Raw genomic sequence first — 19,487 nt, 5'->3', positions numbered from 1 at the left:
CCGCCCCCGCCGGCCGGGAGAGGGCGGCGAGTGATGCGCGGGACACGCACGGCGGCCCTGACCGCGGGCCGCATCCTGCTCGCGTCCGCCGTGCTGCTGGCGGCCGGCTCGGGCCCGGTGCCCCGCCCGGGCACCTCCGGGACCTCGGGCGACGGACGCGGCCCGCTGACCCTGGCGACCGGCCGGGATCTCACCGGCTACCTCCGCAAGGTGCTCGACGGCTGGAACCGCACCCACCCCGGGGAGCGGGTGACCCTGGTCGAACTGCCGGAGGCCGCCGACGAGGTGCACGCCCAGATGCAGGAGAGCCTGCGGGCCGGCAGCAGCCGCTTCGACGTCCTCAACATCGATGTGGCCTGGACCGCCGAGTTCGCCGGGCGCGGCTGGATCGCGCCCGTCGACCCCCGGGGGCTGCCCCTGGGCGAACTGCTCCCCTCCGTCATCGAGACCGCCACCTACGACGGCAGGCTCTACGCCGTCCCCTATGTGACCAACGCCGGACTGCTCTTCTACCGCAAGGACATCCTGGCCCGCGAGGGCATCGAGCCTCCCCGCACCTGGGACGAGCTGGCCCGCGCCGCCTCCCGGCTCTCCCGCGAGTACCGGATGGACGGATACGCGGGGCAGCTCCTGCCCTACGAGGGGCTCACCGTCAATGTGACGGAGGCGATCCAGTCCGCCGGGGGCTCCCTCCTCGACGCGGACGGCCGGCGCGTGACGGTCAACTCGCCCGAGGCGCTGGCCGGGCTCACCTTCCTCACCCGGGGTGTCAAGGAGGGGTGGATACCCCGCGAGGCCCTGACCTACAAGGAGGAGAACTCCCGCCGGGCCTTCCAGGAGGGCAGGCTCCTCTTCCTGCGCAACTGGCCCTATGTGCATGTCATGGCCTCGGAACCGGGCTCGGCGATCGCGGGCAGGGTCGCCGCCGTGCCCCTGCCGGGCCCGGAAGGGCCCGGCACCGGGGTCCTCGGCGGTTCCAATCTCGCGGTGAACTCCCGTACCGAACACCCCGTGTCCGCGGCCGAACTCATGGCCTACCTCCTCGGTGAACCCGTGCAGCGCACCGTCCTCACCGAGGGCGCGCTGCCGCCCGTCTGGGCCTCGCTCTACGCGGACCCCGCGCTGGTCCGCCGCTTCCCCTATCTGCCGGCCCTGGCGCAGAGCGTGCGGACCGCGCGGGTGAGGACCAAGCACATGGAGTACGAGCAGCTGAATCTGGCGGTCGCGGCCATCACCCACAGCGCGCTCGCCGGACGGATCACCCCCGCCGAGGCGCTGGCCCGGCTGGAGCGCGAACTGCGCGAGATCGTGGCGGGCGGCTGATCCGGCTCATTTCGGCGGACCTACTCGCGTGTTGAGTAGGGGCCGGGTCTCCGGGTACCCGGTCGCCATGGCTTTCCCCGGAGTCCCTCTGTGCTCACTGGCGCGTCAACTCCCTGTTTTTCGGCGCGATTTCGGACGAATGGCTTGACGCTGCTCGCTCGCCACTACATAACATGAAACTACGGCCGCTCGTGAAGGAGGGTGACGGATGTTCCTGACCCGGAGGGCTGATCACACCGGCCCGCGCGGCGGCCTCCGGACCGCCGGACCCCCGCCCGCCCCGGGCACCGGCGCCCGCGCCTGGTGGCGTGACGCGGTGATCTACCAGATCTATGTCCGCAGCTTCCTCGACAGCACGGGCGACGGCATCGGCGACCTCGCCGGTGTACGGGCCGGACTGCCCTATGTCCGCAAGCTCGGCGTCGACGGCATCTGGCTGACGCCCTTCTACCCCTCGCCCCAGCACGACCACGGCTACGACGTGGCGGACCACCGCGCGGTCGACCCGGTCTACGGCGATCTGGCCGAGTTCGGACGCCTGATCGCCGACGCCCGCCGGCTGGGCCTGAAGGTCCTCATCGACATCGTCCCCAACCACTGCTCCAGCGAGCACGACTGGTTCCGCGCCGCCCTCGCCGCCGCGCCGGGCAGCGCCGCCCGCTCCCTCTTCCACTTCGCCGACGGCCGGGGACCGGACGGCGCCCTGCCGCCGAACAACTGGCACTCCATGTTCGGCGGGCCCGCCTGGACCCGGGTCCGGGAGGCGGACGGCAGCCCCGGGCAGTGGTACATGCACCTCTTCAGCCCGGAGCAGCCGGACCTCAACTGGCGCGACCCGCGCGTCGGCGCCTACTTCGACGGCGTGCTCCGCTTCTGGCTGGACCGGGGCGTCGACGGCTTCCGCGTCGATGTGGCGACGGGCCTCTTCCACCACCCCGACCTGCCCGACTCCGAGGACCCGGCCGCCGACGAGCGCTCCCGCGACTCCGTCAACCCGCTGGCCTGGAACCAGCCCGAGGTGCACGGGGTCTGGCGGCACTGGCGCGCCGTCTGCGAGTCGTACACCGCCTGCGACGGCCGGGACCGGCTGCTCGTCGGTGAGGTCTCCGTACCGACCGCCGCCGACCAGGCCGCGTATGTCCGCCCCGACGAACTGCACCAGGCGTTCTTCCTGCATCTGCTCGGCGCCCGCTGGGACGCGGGCGCCTTCCGCCGGGTGATCGCCGAGGCGCTGCGGGACATCGCCGGCACCGGCTCCACCGTGACCTGGGTCCTCAACAACCACGACCAGGTGCGGACCGTCACCCGGTACGCCGGTGGCGACGGCGCCACGGGCGCGGCCCGGGCCCGCGCCGCCGCGCTGCTGATGCTGGCCCTGCCCGGAGCCGCCTATGTCTACCAGGGCGAGGAACTCGGCCTGCCCGAGGTCGAACTGCCGGACGAGGCCCTGACCGACCCCATCTTCCGCAGGACCGGCAGCCGCCGCTATGTCCGGGACGGCTGCCGGGTCCCGCTGCCCTGGTCGGGACACGCCTCGCCGTTCGGCTTCACCGGCCCCGACAGCACCGCGCCGCCCTGGCTGCCGCAGCCCGGCTGGTTCGCCGAGCACACCACCGACCGCGCCCTGGGCGACCCGGGGTCCTTCTGGCACCTCTACCGCCGGGCCCTCGAACTGCGCCGCCGTTTCCGCCGGCCGGACCCGCCGGCGCGGTTCGAGGGCCCGGCGGCCGACGGGCGAGCGGTCCCGGGGCGCGGTGCGGCCGGTGGCGGCCCGCGCTGGCTCGAAACGCCGCCCCAGGTCCTCGCCTTCGCCCGCGCGGACGGCCTGGTCTGCGCGGTCAACTTCGGCGACCGGTCCGTACCGGCACCGGTCACGGACACCCCGCTGCTCACCAGCGGCCCCTGCCCGCCCGGCCGGCTCGCCGGCAACACGGCGGCCTGGTGGGCCGCCGGCGGCCCCGGGCCGGGCGCCCTCCCGGCCGAGCCCTTCGTCCCCGGGCCGCCCCGGCCCCCGGAGGCCGCCGCCGGACCGGCCCACCGCGGTCTCCCGCCCGCCGGGCCGGAGCCACTCCCGGGAAACGGACCATGCGGACCAGCGTCATGAGAGCGTCCCCGGACCTCGCTCCGGCCGTCTCTCCCTCCTCCGCCCGGAGTGCGGCGGCCCCGGCCCGGCGCCGCTCCGCCCGCTCGCGGGACGGAGCCCCCCGGGTGGTCGTCGTCTCGCTCGCGGTGCCCGCCAGCCTGGAGTGGGCGGTCAGGCTGCGCCGGGCCTGCCCGCTCCGGCTCGTGGTGCGCCCCTGGGGCGATCAGCTCGGTTACGAGTACCTGCGGCGGGCCGGGGGAGTCCTGGCCGTGCTCGACAGCCCCACTCCCGAACCCCTCGCCGAACTCGTCCAGCGCGTGCGGTCCTTACGGCTGCTCGGGCCCGTGGCCGTCGCGCTGGGCCATCGCGTCGACCCGGAGCCGCTGCTCGCCGCGGGCGCTCTCAACGTACTGAACCGGGAGACGACGGCCTCGGCGCTCACCGCCCGGATCACCGCCGACCTCCGCTGGCTCGGCCGCGCCACCGGCACGGAGCCGGACCCGACGACGACCGCGCCGGAGCCGCTGAAGCCCTCGCACCGGAGCCAGTCCCTGCTGCTGGAGATCCTGCTGGGCGCGCAGGGTCCGCTCTGCTGCCATGACGTGCGCTATCTGCTGGGCGAGGCGACCCGGCCGATGACCCTGCCCGCGCTGCGGGCCCGGATTCAGCGGCTCGGACCGCATCTGGCCCAACACGGCCTGGTCTGCCGCCGCACGGTCCGCTGGGGCGCCGACACCTTCACCCTGTACGCGACGGGCGCGCCGCAACGGGCGGGGTGATCCCGTGCCGGGCCCGGCGATCCCCGCCGCCGCGGGCCCCCTCGCCCCGTCCCTGCCGATGTCTGCGGAGACGCCCAAGACGGGCGATCCTCACCGGAGGCGGCCACCCCACCCCCGCCCGGGGTGGCCGCCACACCTGCCCCCGCCTCCCGAAGGCAACGCCGCAGCGTGCCGGGTGCCGGGTGCCGGGCAGGTGGCAGCACACTCCTAGCCTCCGCCGGTGTCGGCCGAGGGTGCGGAGGACGGGACGACTTCTTCGGAGGGAGGCAGCACACCCCAGCCCCTCAGCAGGGGGCGGTGCATCTCAGCCTCCTTTGCCGGGTGGGTGGTGTACCCGCTGTCGGTTGGGCGGCACACCTCCTTTGTCGGGTGGGTGGCGTACCCCCTGTCGGTTGGGCGGCACACCTCAGCCCCTCAGCAGGGGGCGGTGCACCTCAGCCCCCTTTGCCGGGTGGGTGGCGCACCCCCTGGCGGATGGGCAGCACACCTCAGCCTCCCTTGTCGGGTGGGCAGCGCACCCCCCTGCCGGGAAGGCAACACAACCCCAGCCCCCCGGCAGGGAGACAGCACCCCCAGCCCCGCCGGCGTTTGAGGCGCGGGGGCTCGGGGGCCGGCCCCCGACGCGGGCCCGCACCGTGCGGAGAGGCCGCACACCCATGGCCCGTCAACCCAAGGTTGACGAGACCCAGGTGTCAACCTAAGGTTGACGCATGGAGAAGCCCGTGCAGATGAACCGAACCGTCCGTCTCGACGATCTGATCGACGCCATCAGAAAGCACCACACCGGCGCCCTCGACCAACTCTCCGAAGCGGTGGTCGCCGCCGACCACCTCGGCGAGGTCGCCGACCATCTGATCGGCCACTTCGTGGACCAGGCGCGGCGCTCGGGCGCCTCCTGGACCGAGATCGGCGCCAGCATGGGAGTGACCCGGCAGGCCGCCCAGAAGCGCTTTGTCTCCAAGGACGGCGCGGAGGCCCAGGATCTCGACCCCAGCCAGGGCTTCAGCCGCTTCACCCCCCGCGCCAAGAACGTGATCGCCGCCGCGCAGAACGAGGCCCACGCCGCGCGCAACGACCGGATCACCCCCGTCCACCTCACGCTCGGACTGCTCGCCGATCCCGCCGCGATGGGCTCCCGGGCGATCCTCGCGCAGGGCATCCCGCTGGACTCCGTCCGGCAGGCCGCGACCGGCGCGCTCCCGCCCGCCGTCGACGAGGTGCCGGATCTGACCCCGTACGACGCCGGGGCCCGCAAGGCGCTGGAGCTGACCTACCGTCATGCCCTGCGGCTCGGGCACAACTACATCGGCACCGAGCACATCCTGCTCGCCCTGCTGGAGCAGGAGGGCGGTGCGGGGGTGCTCTCCGGAGCCGGTGTGGACCGGGCGGCCGTCGAGTCGTACGTCGCGGAGGCGCTGGCCGCGATCGCCGCGGCCCATGCGCGGGGCGAGGTCGCGGACCTGGGCTGACGGCCCGGGAGGAGGATCATGGCGGCCTCGGCCCAGGGGTTGGCCGAGGCCGCCGAGTGGGCAGCCCGTCAGGGGTCGGAACTGCCCGGGGCGGAGCACCGCGGAGGGGGACGCGAGGAGGAGAAGCGTCCTTCCCCGGGCTCCGGTCTATCGGGCCCGTGCGGGCGTGCCGGGCGCGGTGGCCGCGCCGGTCCCGGTACCGCTCGGCGGCGGTACGGGCCCCGGCCGCTCGGCGCGGCGGCTGCCGTGTAAGGCGGGGCGGAAGAAGAGGTGCATGGTCGCGCGCTGCCGGCTTTCCTCGGAGGCATGGCCCGGCCCGGGTCCGATGAACCCCGCCGGTACCAGAGCAGTAAATATATATACCGTTGAGTAAGCAAGGGTATGAAAAATTTCATGCACCGTGGCGCGGCGGCCGGTCACGGCCACGGGCACCGCCGCCCCGCCCCTGACGGGGTGGGGCGGACTCAGTCGTCGAGGAAGAAGTCGTGCTGCTCGGCGGCGTGTTCATACCCTTCCAGCCGCGTCTGCGTCCGCTGCGGATCGGCGTCCGCCATGGCCTGGAGCAGCGCCGCCGACAGCACCCCGGGCGCCGCGTAGGAGTCGAAGACCAGCCGCGACCCGGTGGCGGCGGTCAGCACCGCGTCCGCCTCGCCCAGCAGCGGGCCGAGCATCTGATCGGTGATCAGGGCGACCTTCAGCCCGGTGGCGCGGGCGGCCCGCAGCGCCGCCAGGGTCTCCTTGGCGTGCCGGGGCATCGCGAAGGCCAGCACCCAGCTCCCCCCGGCCTCCCGCGACTGGACCAGCGCGTCATAGGCGACGCTGCCGCCCCGGGTCACCGTCCGCACATCGGGGTGAATCCGGCGCGCCGCGTAGGCGAAGTACTCCGCGAGCGAGCCGGAGATCCGCAGCCCCAGCACGGTCAGCGGTACCGATCGGGCCAGTTCGCCGCCGATGTCGAGCACCCGCCCGGTGTCGGCGAGCACCCGGCGCAGGCTCTCCAGATTCTCGATCTCGGTGTCGATCGCCGCCTGGAGTTCATTGCGGCGGGCCGCGTCACCCGCGCCCGGCGTGGGGGCCAGGGCGGAGAGCGCGATCGGCTGGAGCGCCTCGCGGAGCGCCGGATAGCCGCTGAAGCCCACGGAGGCGGCGAAGCGGGTCACCGACGGCTGGCTGACACCCACCCGCTCGGCGAGATCGGTGATCGACAGAAAGGCGGCCTCGGTGAGGTGATCGGTGATGTACTGCGCGATCCGCCGCTGCGCCGGCGAGAGCCGGTGGTCCCCGAAGAGGGCGAGGACCCTGTCGGTGGGGGCGGCCTCCGCGTCGGGCGACGGTCCGCCCGGCGTGATCGCAGACGCCTGGGCGCGTGCCTGCTGATCTGATGGCACCGGTGTCACTCCTTCTCGTCCCGCTGCCGCTCAACATAGCCCAGCGGCCCCCGTGGAGAGCGCCCGGTCGCACCCGTATCCGCCGGCCGTCCCGCATGCCGGACAGCGCCGGACAGCGCCTCGCGGTGCCGGACGGCGCCCGGACCCGGCGGGCCGGACTTGCGGGACGATCACCGTCCTCCCTACGCTGCCGCCACCGAGACCAGTTGTTATGTCCTGGTTGCTCCAGGGAGACACCATGCCCGTGAGGCCCCCCGTCCCGCCGTTCACCCGCGCCTCGGCCGCCGAGAAGGTCCGGCTCGCCGAGGACGGCTGGAACAGCCGCGACCCCGAGCGGGTCGCCCTCGCGTACACGGAGGACGCGCGCTGGCGCAATCGCGCCGAGTGGATCAACGGACGGGACCAGATCGTCGCCTTCCTCACCCGCAAGTGGGCGCGCGAGCTGGAGTACCGGCTGATCAAGGAGGTCTGGGCGCACGGCGGCGACCGCATCGCCGTGCGCTTCGCCTACGAGTGGCACGACGGCTCGGGCGTCTGGTACCGCTCGTACGGCAACGAGAACTGGGAGTTCGACGGCGACGGGCTGATGCGCACCCGCCACGCCAGCATCAACGACACCCCCATCGAGGAGTCCGACCGCCGCTGCCGCTGGCCGCTCGGCCGCCGCCCCGACGACCACCCGGGTCTGGCCGGCCTCGGTTTCTGACCGCCCGGTCCCGCCCGGGGCCCACCCGGTCCCCGGTCCCGTACGGTCCCGTCCGGGCCGCCGCCACGGAGATGCGGGCACCGGCGGCCGGGGAGCATGCTGTCTGTGTGACCAGCGGGACACCGAGGAGCGGCGGCCGGGCACCGGGCGAGCGGGAACGCGTACTGGCGCACGCGACCGTGAGCGCGATCGAGGCGGTCGGCGGTTACGCGGGCGGGGTCTATCTGCGTTCGCGGACCGGGGGCCTGCTCCGGCTGGCCGTGCTCGCCGGGCTGCCGCCCACCCTGTTCCGGCCCTGGTGGCGGATGCACGCGAACCGCCCCTTCCCGATCGCCGAGGCCTTCCGGCTGGGCCGCGCCATCCATCTCGCGGACGCCGAGGAGGCCATGCGCCGCTTCCCGCAGCTCATGGCCGGGCTGCCCTTCCCGTTCGGTTCGCTGTACGCGCCGGTCAGCGGCGGGCGGGAGAGGCTGGGGGTGCTCGTGGTGCTGCGCCGGGCCACCCCGGGGCGGCCGGTCGAGAGCGCCGACCGCCGGCGGCTGGACAGCGCGGCCCACCGGCTCGGGGCCGCGCTCGGCGCGCTCGGCGCGTCGGGGACACCCGTGGAGTGGGACGGCGAGCCGCTCTCCGTGCAACTCCCGGCCGTCATCACGCCCCCGGTGGCCAGGGGCCGGTTCACCTGGGACCTCGGCAGCGGCGAGGTCAGCGCCGACGACGGGATGTGCGCCATCCTCGGCACCGCCCCGGCGGAGTTTCCCGGGACGGTCGGGGCGCTGACCGAGGGGCTGGCCCGGGAGGACGTCCTCGGACTGTGGTCACTGGCCCAGCAGACCGCCGCCGCGGGGCCCCCGGCCTCCCGCCGGATTCGGCTGCGCGGCCCCGACGGCCGCCCCTACCTGGTCGAGCTGACGTGCGACGGCGACAGCGGCGGAGGCGCGACGGGGGCCGCCGGTGGCACCAGGGGCCTCGGCGCGGGCCCCGGGAGCGGCGGGGACCCCGGCCCGCCGGGCGCGGCGGCGCGCGGCCGGCTCGCCGGGTTCGTGCTGGACCTCGGGGCGGGACCGGTGGTCTCCGACGCCACCGACCGCGTCCCGCGCGGCTTTCTCTCCCTCGACCGGCTCGGCCGGATCGTCCATCTCAACCGGGGCGCCGAGACGGTGCTCGGCCTGGGCCGGCCGGAGCTGGCGGGCCGGGTGCTCTGGGAGGCGCTGCCCTGGCTCGGCCGGCCCTTCTACGAGGAGCACTTCCGGGCCGCCCTGATCTCGCACGCCCCGGTCCGCTTCGCCGCCCGCCGCCGGCCGGACGACTGGCTCTCCTTCGAGCTGTACCCCGGCCACGACGGGGTGACCGTCCTCCTCGTCCCCTCGGACGAGCCCCCGGGCGGCGCCGGAGCCGGCTCCGGGAGCGGTGCCGGGACACGGCTGCCGGGGACGGGGACGGGGACGGGGACCGGGAGCGCCGAGGGCCCCGGGCTCGCCGCCGGTCTCGGCACCCCGGCGGACCGCACCTCGGTGCTCTACCGCCCGGTCGCCCTCGCCATCGCGCTCACCGAGGCCGTGACCGCCCGTCAGGTGTCCGCCGTGGTCACCGATGAGCTGCTGCCCGCCTTCGGCGGCGGACAGCTGGCGATCTACCTGCTGCACGAGAGGCATCTCTTCCTCGCCTGGGAGACCGGATTCCCGCAGGGCTTCCTGCGCCGCTTCGAGGGCGTGGGGCTGGAGGCCCGGCTGCCCGGGGTCGAGACCCTGACCTCCGGCCGTCCGCTGTTCTTCGAGTCCATGGAGCATCTGGCCGCCGCCTACCCGGGCATCCCGCTGGACGCCCATGTGGGGGCCCGCGCCTTTCTGCCGCTGATCGCCTCCGGCCGGCCGGTCGGCTCCTGCATCCTCGGCTTCGACCAGCCGCGCGGCTTCAGCCACGAGGAGCGCACGGTCCTCACCGCGCTCGCCGGACTGATCGCCCAGGCCCTGGAGCGGGCCCGGCGCTACGACAGCGAGGCGGCGCTCGCCCGAGGTCTCCAGGACGCCCTGCTGCCGCACCGGCTGCCGGTGCTGCGCAACGCCACCACCGTCGGCCGCTATCTCCCCGGCACCCAGGGCATGGACGTCGGCGGCGACTGGTACGACGTCGTCGAGACCGGCGGCAGCCTGGCCCTGGTCATCGGCGACGTCCAGGGCCACGGTGTGCCGGCCGCCGCCACCATGGGCCAGTTGCGCAGCGCGGTGCGCGCCTTCGCGCTCAGCGGCCACGATCCGCAGGAGGTGATGAGCGGCACCAACCGGCTGCTGATCGACCTGGACCCCGGCCAGTTCGCCAGCTGCTGCTATGTGGTCGTCGACCCGGCCACGGGCCGCACCCAGGCGGTGCGGGCCGGGCATCCCCAGCCCCTGCTGCACCGTCCGGAGGGCCGTACCGAGGTGCTGGAGCTGGCGGGCGGTGTGGTGCTGGGGGTGGACGCCTCGGCCTCGTACCCCGTCACCGAACTGACCCTGGACCCCGGAGCGGTGCTCGCCCTCTACACCGACGGGCTGGTGGAGGAGCCGGGCACCGATATCGACATCGGGGTCGAGCGGCTGCGGTCCACCCTCGCGCGGTGCGGCGCCTCGCCGCTCGCGGAGACGGCCGACCGGCTGATCCGCGAGGCCGTCCAGGCGACGGACCGGCCGGACGACATCGCGCTGCTGCTTGCCGCCCGCTGGGAGTGAGCCGGGCGGCCGGCAGCGGTGCGAGCCCGCTCAGCCCCTGCTCAGGGTGATCTCCGAGCGGGCGGTGTTGAGGATCACGGGAAGCGGGACGAAGCCGTTGGAGGAGTCCAGTTCGATGAGGACGGCCTCGCCCCGCGCGCTGCCGGGGGTGAAGGCACCGCTCGGGTCGGTGGTCTCCCGCCAGGTGTGGGTCCGGTCGTCGCAGGTCGCCAGCGCGCCGTCGATCTCCGCGCGGGCGCTGCCCTGGACGGCGTTGGAGCCGATGAGGACCGGGCCCGAGCGCAGCGATGAGCACCGGTAGGTGCCGCTGAGGGTGAGGGTGCCGTCCTGGGCGATCCGCCCCTGGGGGGTGATCGTGATGGTGTCCGGGGCGAATTGCGCGCCGGCGGACCCGGGGGTGAGGCCGGTGATGAGGGCGGCCGCGATGCAGACGGTGGAAAGGAGCGTGGTGCGTCGTGCGTTGATCATGCTCCCCCAACGAGCGCATGGGGCAGAGGTTTCGCATGTCCATGCGAACGGGTGACACGGCTTCTATTCTGATTGTCGGTCAACTGGCCGATAGGATAGTGCAGGTTTCAACCAGGTAATTCATTCGTTACTGAAGAAGCCCCGGAATCCCCGAGGCGCACACGATGGTGGCATATGCCAGCTCCCGGTGACTTCCCCGCAGGATGCCCGAAAAACCCCGCGGAGGTTACTCGGACGAGTGTTTTCGCTCTCACTTGATCGTGAGTAGGGTGTGGTCCCGCTGCCGGTGACCGACGGGGAGATCCGGCCTGATTCGGCCTGGCGTGAATGCCCGCGGATGGTGTCGTGTCATCCGGGGGAACGGGGGAGGGGATCGTGCCTGCTGGTTCGTTCGACGGGCAGTACGTCTGGCATCCGGCGGCTGACGACCACCGACTGGCGCGTGCGTGTATCGACGTCAAAGCCGGCCGGTACTTCAGTGCGCAGGAAGTGCTGCGTGACGCCCGTGGCGATTTCGACGTCCGCGCCCACCGGTCCCTGGTGCTGGCCTCCGAGGCCGCGGACTCCGATCTCGCCGAGCGCTGGCTCGGCGAGGAGCCGGGGCCCGAGTCGGCGCTGCTGTGGGCGCGGGTGGCGATGCTGCGCGCGCTGCGCTCCGCCGACGCCCGCGACCCGCACACCGACGCCCTGGTGGACATCGCCAGGGCCGCCTGCGAGCGGGCGGCCCGGATGTTCCCCGAGGACCCGACGCCCTGGGTGGCCCACCTCGCCCTCGCCCGCATCCGCCGCCCCCTCGACCCCGCCCCGCGCGGCATGCTGACCGCGCCCCCGGGGCCCTGGCGGGTCTTCTCCCGCATCATCGGCCTCGATCCCTGGAACCGGGAGGCCCACCACCGCTTCCTCGCCTTCTTCTTCACCCGGTACGGCGGCACCGCCAGCGCGCGCTGGGACGTCGCCACCTTTCTCAGCCACCGGGCGCCGGTCACCTCGGCGCTGCGGCTGCTGCCGCTGGTCGCCCTCGCCGAGGAGTACGACCCCGCCTCCCTGCTCGGCTACCGCGCCTGGCGCCGCCCCCAGTGGGTGGCGACCGCCACCGGCAGCTACACCCACTGGTTCCCCCTGCTCGCGAGCTACCGGTTCACCCCGGTCCTCGACCTCTCCTATCTGGCACACGCGCTCTACATGGGCCGGCGCGAATTGGAGGCGAGGGAAGTCCTGATGGCCATGGGTCCCTATGCCGCACGAATGCCCTGGAGCGTTTTCGGAGCCCCCGACGAACAACTGACCAAGGCGAGACGCGCTTGCGGGCTCCCCGTACCCAGTTCCCACTGAGCCCCGCCGGAGGTCCGGCCGACAAGGAATGGAAAGGACGCTGCCGTGTCCGAGAGAACCACTCTCCCCGCCCAGCGGAAACGTCGCCACGAGGGTGATTCGGTGCCTATCGACGACGATGCGACACTCCATGCGATGGGTTATCCCAGAAAACTCACGCGGAGATTCAGGGGATTCGACAACTTTGCCATCTCCTTCACCATCATCAATATCATCTCCGGTATCTTCTCCGCCTTCGGCTTCGGGATGGGGGCCGGTGGCCCGCTGATTCTCGTCTTCGGCTGGATCAGCGTCTCCATCATGGTGCTGTTCGTCGGCGCGGCGATGGGGGAAATAGCCTCCGCCTATCCGACGAGCGGTGCCCTCTACTTCTCCGCCGGGAAACTCGCCAAGCGCCACCGGGGCGCCTGGTCCTGGTACACGGGCTGGCTCAACTTCGTCGGCCAGATCGGCGGCACCGCCGCCACCGGCTACGCCGCCGCCACCTTCATCCAGGCGTTCATCGTCATGCAGTGGCCCGGCTACACCGTGACCGGGCAGAGCACCGTGCTCATCACCGCGCTGATCGTGCTCTTACAGGCACTCGCCAACACCTACACCGTCCAGCTCGTCGCGACCCTCAACCGGATCTCCGTGTGGTGGCTGCTGATCGGAATGACGGTGATCGTCCTCAGTCTCGTACTGGTCCCCACGCACCATCAACCGGCCTCCTTCGCCACGCATTTCGTGAACACCACCGGGTTCAGCCACGGCGTGTACGCGGCGATGCTCGGACTGCTCGTGACGAGCTGGACGTTCACCGGCTTCGACGGAAGCTTTCACATGTCGGAAGAGACGGTGAAGGCAACCGTCAACACTCCCAAGGGCATCATGCGGGCCATCGGCGGCTCGGCGGTCGCCGGACTGATCCTTATGCTCGCCCTGGTGTATGCGATCCGCGATTACTCGGCTACAGCGAGTGCTTCGGCGCCGCCCGTGCAGATTCTCATTGACGCCCTCGGCGCGAGCACGGCCAAGCTCCTCCTGCTGATCGTGATCGGCGCGATGCTGTTCTGCGGACTCGCCAACATGACCAGCAATACCCGGCAGATCTTCGCCTTCGCGCGGGACGGCGCGATGCCCGGTTCCCGGCTGTGGCATTCGGTGTCACTGCGCACCCGCACCCCCGTCAAGGCGGTATGGCTGGCCGCCGCGTGTTCCCTGGTGCTGATCGCCCCCGCCTGGTGGTCGCACACCGCGTTCACCGCCATTGTGAGCGTCAATGTGGTGGGCCTCTATCTCGCCTACGGCGTCCCCATCTACCTGCGGCTGCGCCTCGGCGACGCGTTCGAGCCCGGCCCCTGGCACCTCGGCCGCTGGGGCAAGCCCATCGCGCTCACGGCCGTCGTCTGGATCGTCTTCAGCAGTGTGCTCTTCATGCTGCCGCACGCCTCCCCGATCACCCCCACCACCTTCAACTACGCCCCGATCGCCCTCGGCGCGGTCCTGCTCATCGCCACCGCCTGGTGGTTCACCACCGCGCGCCGGCGCTTCCAGGGGCCCGTCAGCTACGGCAGCCCCGACGAGGTCGCCGCCATGGACCTGATCTGACCGCCCGGCACTCGGGCGCACCCGCACGGGAACGACGCGGAACGACGCAACCGACAGAACGGATTCCTTCCCATGAACAACCCTCTCGCCCAGGAGGCGGCCGGACTCACCGTCACCGCCGCCTCGCCGGAGGACTGGCACGAGGTGGCCGCGTGGGCGGTCGCCGAAGGCTGGAACCCCGGCCGCGGCGATGTCGCCTGCTTCCACCCCACCGACCCGGCCGGCTTCTTCGTCGGCCGTATCGGAGCCGAGATCGTCTCGTCCGTCTCCGTCGTCGCCTACTCGGACCGGTACGCCTTCCTCGGCTACTACGTGGTCCGCTCCGACCTGCGCGGCCGGGGCCTCGGCATCGCCACCTGGAAGGCGGGCTTCGGGCACGCGGGAGACCGGCTGGTGGGACTGGACGCGGTCCCCGCCCAGCAGGCCAACTACCGGCGCTCCGGCTTCATCCCCGCGTACGGGACCGTCCGCCACGCGGGCCGTCCCGTGGCCTCGGGCACCGGAGGCGCGGGCACGGTCCCCGTCGCCCCGGAGCATCTGGACGCCATCGCCGCGTACGACCGCGACTGCTTCCCGGCCGGGCGGCGCGCCTTTCTCTCCCGCTGGCTCACCGCCCCCGGCCATCTCGCCCTGGTACGGCTGCGCGACGGGCGGGTCACCGGCTACGGCGCGATCCGCCCCGGCCACGACGCGCACCGGGTCGGCCCGCTCTTCGCCGACACCAGGCAGGACGCCGAGGCCCTGCTCGACGGCCTCACCGCCCATCTGGGCCCGGACGACGAGATCGCCGTCGACATGCCCGAGACTCAGCCGGAGGCCGAGGAGATCGCCGCCGCGCGCGGTCTGGCACCGCAGTTCCCCACCGTGCGCATGTACACCGGACCCGCTCCGGAGCTGCGCACCGAGCGGATCTTCGGAGTCACCTCGCTCGAACTCGGCTGAACCCGAGGGCGGTCAGGACGGGTTCGCGGGCGGCATCCCGGGCGGCGGTGCCGGGGTGCCCCCGGTGCCGTACCCCGGGGAAGCCGGTTCCGCCGGCGGCGGCGGTGTCTCCTCCGCCGGCGGGGGCTCCGGCGAGTCCGGCGCGGCGGGCGACTCCGGTGCGGACGCGCCGGGGGACGGGGGCTCCTCGGCCGGCGGCGACGCGGGCTCCGGCGAGCCCGGCGCCGGGGACCGGTCCGGCTCCGGCGAATCACCCGGCGGCGGCGAGTCCCCGGGCGCCGAGGGGGAGTCCGGCGGGCAGGTGACCCCGCCGCCGGACGGCGAGGTGCAGGGAGCCAGCGGGTCCCGCGCGGGCGGGGCCGTCTCCTTGTCCGTCTTCCCGGTGTGCCCGGCGGGCCGCGCGATCCAGCCGTCGCTCCTCTCGTCGAAGAGCACGAACTCCTTCACCGGTTCCCTCGCGGGCTCCACGGTCACCAGCCGGGCGGGGCTGTAGCCGGGCCACGGCTCACCCACCCGCTTCGCGTCGCCCTTGAGCGCCGTCGGCGGCAGCAGCGGATTGCCGCAGGCACAGCGGACCTCGGGCACACCCCGGTCGTCGATCAGCACCGCCGTACCGGCCTGGAGCACGGCCTGGTAGCCGGTGGCCCCGCCGTCGCGGTAGCCGTGGTTGGTCACCCGGGTGTCCAGCCGCAGCAGAACCGGGGTCAGCGAGCGCAGATGGTCCGGCACCGCGTCCGGGCCGATGCCCAGAACGGACGCGAACGCCCGGTTCTTGTCCGGATCGGCCGTCAGAAAGCTGATCTGCTTCTCCACATCGCAGCTCGCGACATTCCGGCTGCCGCCGTAGAGCCCCGGCGTGGAACCCGACACCTCGCGGGTGGTCGGGGGCTGCGCCGACGCGGTGCCCGCCGGCTGGGGGGACGGCGTCGCGGGGGCGGTCTGGGCCACGGTCGACGGGGTGTACGGGTCCGGTCCCGCCGACCCCGCCGCCTGGAGGAACACCTCGCTCCGCGCGCTCGACCCGCCTCCGCCCCGGCCGCTCAGCACGACCGCGAGCACGACCGCCACGACCACGGCGGCGGCGAGCGCCGCCACCTTGGGCACCGAGCGCCACCACGGCGCGCCGCCCCCGCGCGGCCCCTCCGCCCGGCCGGGCCCCGGCGGTTCGCCCGGCCCCCGGGGCCCGCCCGGCCCGCCGGGGCCACCGGTCCCCTCCGGCCCGCTCGGCCGGCCGCCCCCGCTCGGCCGCTCCGGGGGCGGCGGGACGGACTCCCGGTCCGGCCGCCCCGACAGAGGGCCGGACGGGGGACCGGTGGGGCGGTCGGACGGCGGGGGTTCGGTGCTCATGGGGTCTTCTTCCCACGGTGAGAACAGAAGCGACGGGGCTCCGGCGGCGCGCGGAACGGGCACACTCTCCGGTCATTGTGTGCCCCGGAATCCGGGAGTCCGCAAGCGGGCGCCGCATCCGGCCCTCCCCGGCGGGCGGTGCGGCGCCGGGCTGCTTAGCGTGGCAGCGTGAGCCAGCAGGGAAGCCGGCGGGGAACGCCGGACGGCGCCCGGGCCGCGCCCGCCCCGCACGGCTGGGCCCAGGCCCTCGCGGCGGTCGCCGCCGGACTGACGGCGCTGATCGGCACCGCCGCGCTCGGGGTGTGGGCGGCCGGCGCCCCGGGCCTGCCCGCGGGTGCCTACCCTCATGTGGTCTCCGCCGTGGCCGTCCTGGCCGCCGGCGGGACCGTCGAGCTGACCGGGTCGGCCGGGGCCGCCGCCGGCGCCGAGGCGCGGCTCACCGCCGTACCGCTGTCGGTGACGCTCGCCGGAGCCCTCGCCCTCGCGGGCGGCTTTCTGCGGCCCCTGCGCCACCGGGCCGTCACCGGCACCGGGGAACTGGCCGGCTGGGCGGGCAGGATCGCCGTGCTCTGGGCCGTCGGCCTGATCGCGCTGGCGGCCCACGCCCGCCGGAGCTTCGCCGTCCGGCCCGGCGGCACCCTCTCCGACCTCGGCGAACTGCTCGGCACCACACCGCGCGTCGGCTTCCGCGCCGATGTGCCGCTCACCGTCGTGCTCGGACTGCTCTGGCTCGCGGGCCTTCTCCTGCTGACCCTGGCCGTCTCCCGGGGCGCGCCGCTGCCGGCCCGGCTGGTGCGCTTCCAGGAGCCGGTGCGGCCCGCCGCGCACGCGATGGTCGTGCTGCTGCTGGTCTGTGTCGCCCTCGGGGTGGTCGCCGCGCTCGTCGTCGCTGTCACCCGGGGCCACCCCACCGAGACTCTCGCCGTCGTCCTGCTCGGACTGCCCAACCTGGTCTGGCTCGCCCTCACCCTCGGCCTCGGCGCGTCCTGGGACGGCCGCGCCGAAGGCCCCTTCGGGCTGCCCGTGCCCCGGCTCCTGGAGCAGGTGCTGCGCATCCCCGAGGGGGGCACCCTCGATCTGCGCACCCTCTCCGCCCACGACGGCCGTGTCTGGTGGCTGCTCGCGGGAGCGGCGCTCCTGCTGCTGGGGGCCGCCGTCGGCGCGGCCGCGCGCTCACCCGCGCGGACCCGGCTGTGGCGGCACGCCCTGCGGATGGCGGTGGCGCTGGTCCTCACCGTCCTCCTGATCTGTCTGACCGTACGGGTCCGGGCTCACTCCGGGCTGTCGCTGCTCGGCCTCGGCGACCTCGGCGGCGGGCTCTCGGCGGAACTCTCCCTCACTCCGAGGCTCTGGTCCGCGCTGGGCCTCGCCGCGCTCTGGGGCCTGGCCACCGGCTGCCTCGGTGCCCTCGTCGCCCGCCCGTTCCACCGGCGCGGCGACACCGGGGCCGGTCGGGAGGGGGACCCGAGCCGGGGCGCGGGAGCCCGGCAGGGGCCGGAGGACGGACCCTAGAGCGGACCGCCGGTGACCGGGCGGGCCCACTCCGGCGGCGCCGGCGGCGGGCCGGTGGTGTGCGCCGGCGCCCCCGTGAGGGCCTCGGTGTCCCCCCGGGGCGCCCGGTGGTCCGAGCGCGGCAGCCGGGCCGCCGTCGCCGCCCGCAGGGCCGTGACGAACTCCCCGCAGGAGTCGTACCGGTCGTCCGGCTGCTTGGCGAGCGCCTTCGCCAGGACGGCGTCGACCGCCGCCGGGAGATCCGGGCGCAGCTCCGTCAGCGGCGGGGGCGCGTCGAACTGGTGCGCCCACAGCAGCGCCATGTCGTCCTCGCGCTCGAAGGGCGGTGACCCGGCCAGGGTCTCGTGGACCACACAGGCGAAGCCGTAGACATCGCAGCGGGCGTCGACCGGGCGCCCGGAGATCTGCTCCGGCGCCACATAGTCGAGGGTGCCGACGAACTGGCCGACCGTGGTGAACCCGGTCAGCGAGAGCGACTTCTTCGTCAGCCCGAAGTCGGTGAGGTAGACATGCTCGGGATGGTCGCTGTCGGTGCCCTCGGCGACCAGGATGTTGCCCGGTTTGACATCCCGGTGCACCAGATGGTGGCTGTGCGCCGCGTCCAGCGCGGACGCGACCTGCGCGGCGATCCGGCCGGCGGTGGCCACGGGCAGCCGCCCCTCGCGGTTGAGCAGTGCCCGCAGGTCCTGGCCCGCCACGTAGCGCATGGCGATGTAGAGCAGGCCCTCCGTCTCGCCCGCCTCGAAGACCGGCACGATGTGCGGGTGGTCGATGGCCGCCGCCACCCTCGACTCATGGGTGAACCGTTTGCGGAAGGTGTCGTTGCGGGCCAGCTCGGGGGCGAGCAGTTTGAGGGCGACCGTGCGGTCCAGCCGCAGATCCCGGGCCCGGTAGACCACGGCCATCCCGCCGCGCCCGATCTCCGCCTCCACGAGGTACCCCGCGATCCGGCCGCCGATCAGATCGGACGCCCGCCCGGCGGGCAGGCCGGTCTCCCGCGCCGGCCCCGCCATCAGAGGCCGCCCCGCCCGGTCCCGGGCCGGTCCGGCTCCCCGCCGTCCCCGGCACCGGACCGCTCACCGGCGCGGCGCTCCGGCCGCCCCTCCGGACGCGCGGGGTCGACCACCCGGGTCGGCTCGCGGCGCGCCCCGTCCGGCCCCGGGCCCCGGGTCGGCGCGGTGCGCTCCCGCACGGGCGGCCGGGCGGCGGCACCGGACCCGGCGTCCGGGGACGGGCCGGGGCGCCCGTGCGCCGCCGGTTCCGGGGTGTCCGGGGTGTCCGGGGCGTTCGCGGTGTCCGGGCTGCCCTCCGGGCCGTCCGCCGCCTCCGGAGCCCCCGGAACGGCCCCGGCGGGGCCGGCCGAGACCGCGAAGGTGCTCAGGCTCCGCCCGTCCCCGTACACCCAGCGTCCGTGGTCCGCGTCGTACAGCCACACCGACTCGCCCTCCACCACCACCCCCACCCGCAGCCCTCGCGTCCGCCGCCGGAACGTCTCCCCGTCGATCCGGCCCGCCGCCAGTTCCTCGGCCGCCTGCCGGTACCGGGCCAGGGAATCCCCGGTCCTGGTCAGCAGGGGGCGGGGGTCGGCGGTGCGGGCCGGGGGGAGACCGGCGGCCGGGGGGTCGCGGGGCACGGCGAGCAGCAGCCGGCCGTCCACCCACGCCCGCCAGCCGTTGGCACACAGGATGTGCGACCAGTCGCCGCGCCGGTCGATCAGCCGCACCGGCAGCAGCGGGTCGAGCGGCTCGGTCGGCCGGGAGACATCGGGGGCCTCCCAGGCGGGGAGCCCGTCGCCCGGGACGACATGCGTCGGCTGGAAGTCCTCGGTCGTCATGGCGCGCCC

At 74.3% G+C, this 19,487-nt stretch carries 15 protein-coding genes; 10 read left to right on the top strand and 5 right to left on the bottom strand.

Going from position 1 to position 19,487, the window contains the following annotated elements; translation table 11 throughout:
• Positions 1-33 precede the first annotated feature (33 nt).
• From ACWCRA_RS19320 to ACWCRA_RS19305, 4 genes are all read left to right on the top strand, one after another.
• Positions 34-1,323, top strand: a complete 1,290-nt coding sequence (locus ACWCRA_RS19320) for an ABC transporter substrate-binding protein (protein ID WP_351545920.1) — start codon at positions 34-36, stop codon at positions 1,321-1,323.
• A gap of 208 nt (positions 1,324-1,531) precedes the next feature.
• Positions 1,532-3,427: an alpha-amylase family glycosyl hydrolase gene (locus ACWCRA_RS19315; RefSeq protein WP_351545923.1), complete on the top strand. Its 1,896-nt coding sequence runs from the start codon at positions 1,532-1,534 to the stop codon at positions 3,425-3,427.
• Positions 3,424-4,185, top strand: coding sequence for a hypothetical protein (locus tag ACWCRA_RS19310; RefSeq protein WP_351545926.1), 762 nt, complete (start codon positions 3,424-3,426; stop codon positions 4,183-4,185). Before ACWCRA_RS19315 ends, ACWCRA_RS19310 begins: the two co-directional genes overlap by 4 nt.
• Positions 4,186-4,895: 710 nt before the next feature.
• Positions 4,896-5,654, top strand: coding sequence for a Clp protease N-terminal domain-containing protein (locus tag ACWCRA_RS19305; protein ID WP_351545928.1), 759 nt, complete (start codon positions 4,896-4,898; stop codon positions 5,652-5,654).
• A gap of 464 nt (positions 5,655-6,118) precedes the next feature.
• Here the strand turns inward: ACWCRA_RS19305 and ACWCRA_RS19300 are convergent, their stop codons facing one another.
• Positions 6,119-7,042, bottom strand: coding sequence for a MurR/RpiR family transcriptional regulator (locus ACWCRA_RS19300; protein ID WP_451068135.1), 924 nt, complete (start codon positions 7,040-7,042; stop codon positions 6,119-6,121).
• A 238-nt stretch (positions 7,043-7,280) separates the two neighbouring features.
• On the opposite strand from ACWCRA_RS19300, the gene ACWCRA_RS19295 reads away from it, so the two are divergent.
• Both ACWCRA_RS19295 and ACWCRA_RS19290 read left to right on the top strand, forming a co-directional pair.
• Positions 7,281-7,748, top strand: coding sequence for a nuclear transport factor 2 family protein (locus tag ACWCRA_RS19295; protein WP_451068134.1), 468 nt, complete (start codon positions 7,281-7,283; stop codon positions 7,746-7,748).
• A gap of 71 nt (positions 7,749-7,819) precedes the next feature.
• Positions 7,820-10,453, top strand: a complete 2,634-nt coding sequence (locus ACWCRA_RS19290; RefSeq protein ID WP_451068133.1) for a SpoIIE family protein phosphatase — start codon at positions 7,820-7,822, stop codon at positions 10,451-10,453.
• A gap of 30 nt (positions 10,454-10,483) precedes the next feature.
• Here ACWCRA_RS19290 and ACWCRA_RS19285 read toward each other — a convergent pair whose 3' ends face one another.
• Positions 10,484-10,921, bottom strand: a complete 438-nt coding sequence (locus ACWCRA_RS19285; protein ID WP_351545940.1) for a DUF6299 family protein — start codon at positions 10,919-10,921, stop codon at positions 10,484-10,486.
• A gap of 375 nt (positions 10,922-11,296) precedes the next feature.
• On the opposite strand from ACWCRA_RS19285, the gene ACWCRA_RS19280 reads away from it, so the two are divergent.
• From ACWCRA_RS19280 to ACWCRA_RS19270, 3 genes are all read left to right on the top strand, one after another.
• On the top strand, positions 11,297-12,253 hold the full coding sequence (locus tag ACWCRA_RS19280; protein ID WP_351545943.1) for a hypothetical protein: 957 nt from the start codon (positions 11,297-11,299) through the stop codon (positions 12,251-12,253).
• A gap of 135 nt (positions 12,254-12,388) precedes the next feature.
• The gene (locus ACWCRA_RS19275) at positions 12,389-13,843 is read left to right on the top strand and encodes an amino acid permease (RefSeq protein ID WP_351545946.1); all 1,455 of its coding nucleotides are present in this window, start codon (positions 12,389-12,391) and stop codon (positions 13,841-13,843) included.
• A gap of 72 nt (positions 13,844-13,915) precedes the next feature.
• On the top strand, positions 13,916-14,785 hold the full coding sequence (locus ACWCRA_RS19270) for a GNAT family N-acetyltransferase (RefSeq protein WP_351545949.1): 870 nt from the start codon (positions 13,916-13,918) through the stop codon (positions 14,783-14,785).
• Positions 14,786-14,797: 12 nt separating this feature from the next.
• Here the strand turns inward: ACWCRA_RS19270 and ACWCRA_RS19265 are convergent, their stop codons facing one another.
• Entirely contained in the window at positions 14,798-16,132 is a 1,335-nt protein-coding gene (locus ACWCRA_RS19265; RefSeq protein ID WP_351545951.1) for a DUF6777 domain-containing protein, read from the bottom strand.
• Positions 16,133-16,300: 168 nt separating this feature from the next.
• Between ACWCRA_RS19265 and ACWCRA_RS19260 the strand changes: the two genes are divergently transcribed.
• The gene (locus ACWCRA_RS19260; protein ID WP_351545953.1) at positions 16,301-17,644 is read left to right on the top strand and encodes a streptophobe family protein; all 1,344 of its coding nucleotides are present in this window, start codon (positions 16,301-16,303) and stop codon (positions 17,642-17,644) included.
• Here the strand turns inward: ACWCRA_RS19260 and ACWCRA_RS19255 are convergent.
• A complete protein-coding gene (locus ACWCRA_RS19255; RefSeq protein WP_351545956.1) occupies positions 17,641-18,657 on the bottom strand; it encodes a serine/threonine-protein kinase in 1,017 nt (338 codons plus the stop codon). The two genes, ACWCRA_RS19260 and ACWCRA_RS19255, sit on opposite strands and share 4 nt — an antisense overlap.
• A complete protein-coding gene (locus ACWCRA_RS19250; RefSeq protein ID WP_451068132.1) occupies positions 18,657-19,478 on the bottom strand; it encodes a hypothetical protein in 822 nt (273 codons plus the stop codon). The genes ACWCRA_RS19255 and ACWCRA_RS19250 overlap by 1 nt, the downstream gene beginning before the upstream one ends.
• Between the last annotated feature and the right edge of the window lie 9 nt (positions 19,479-19,487).

Source organism: Streptomyces sp. NPDC001889, assembly GCF_053594535.1.
The sequence above is the reverse complement of the archived record's forward strand: the minus strand, read 5'-3'. Positions and strand labels throughout refer to the sequence as shown.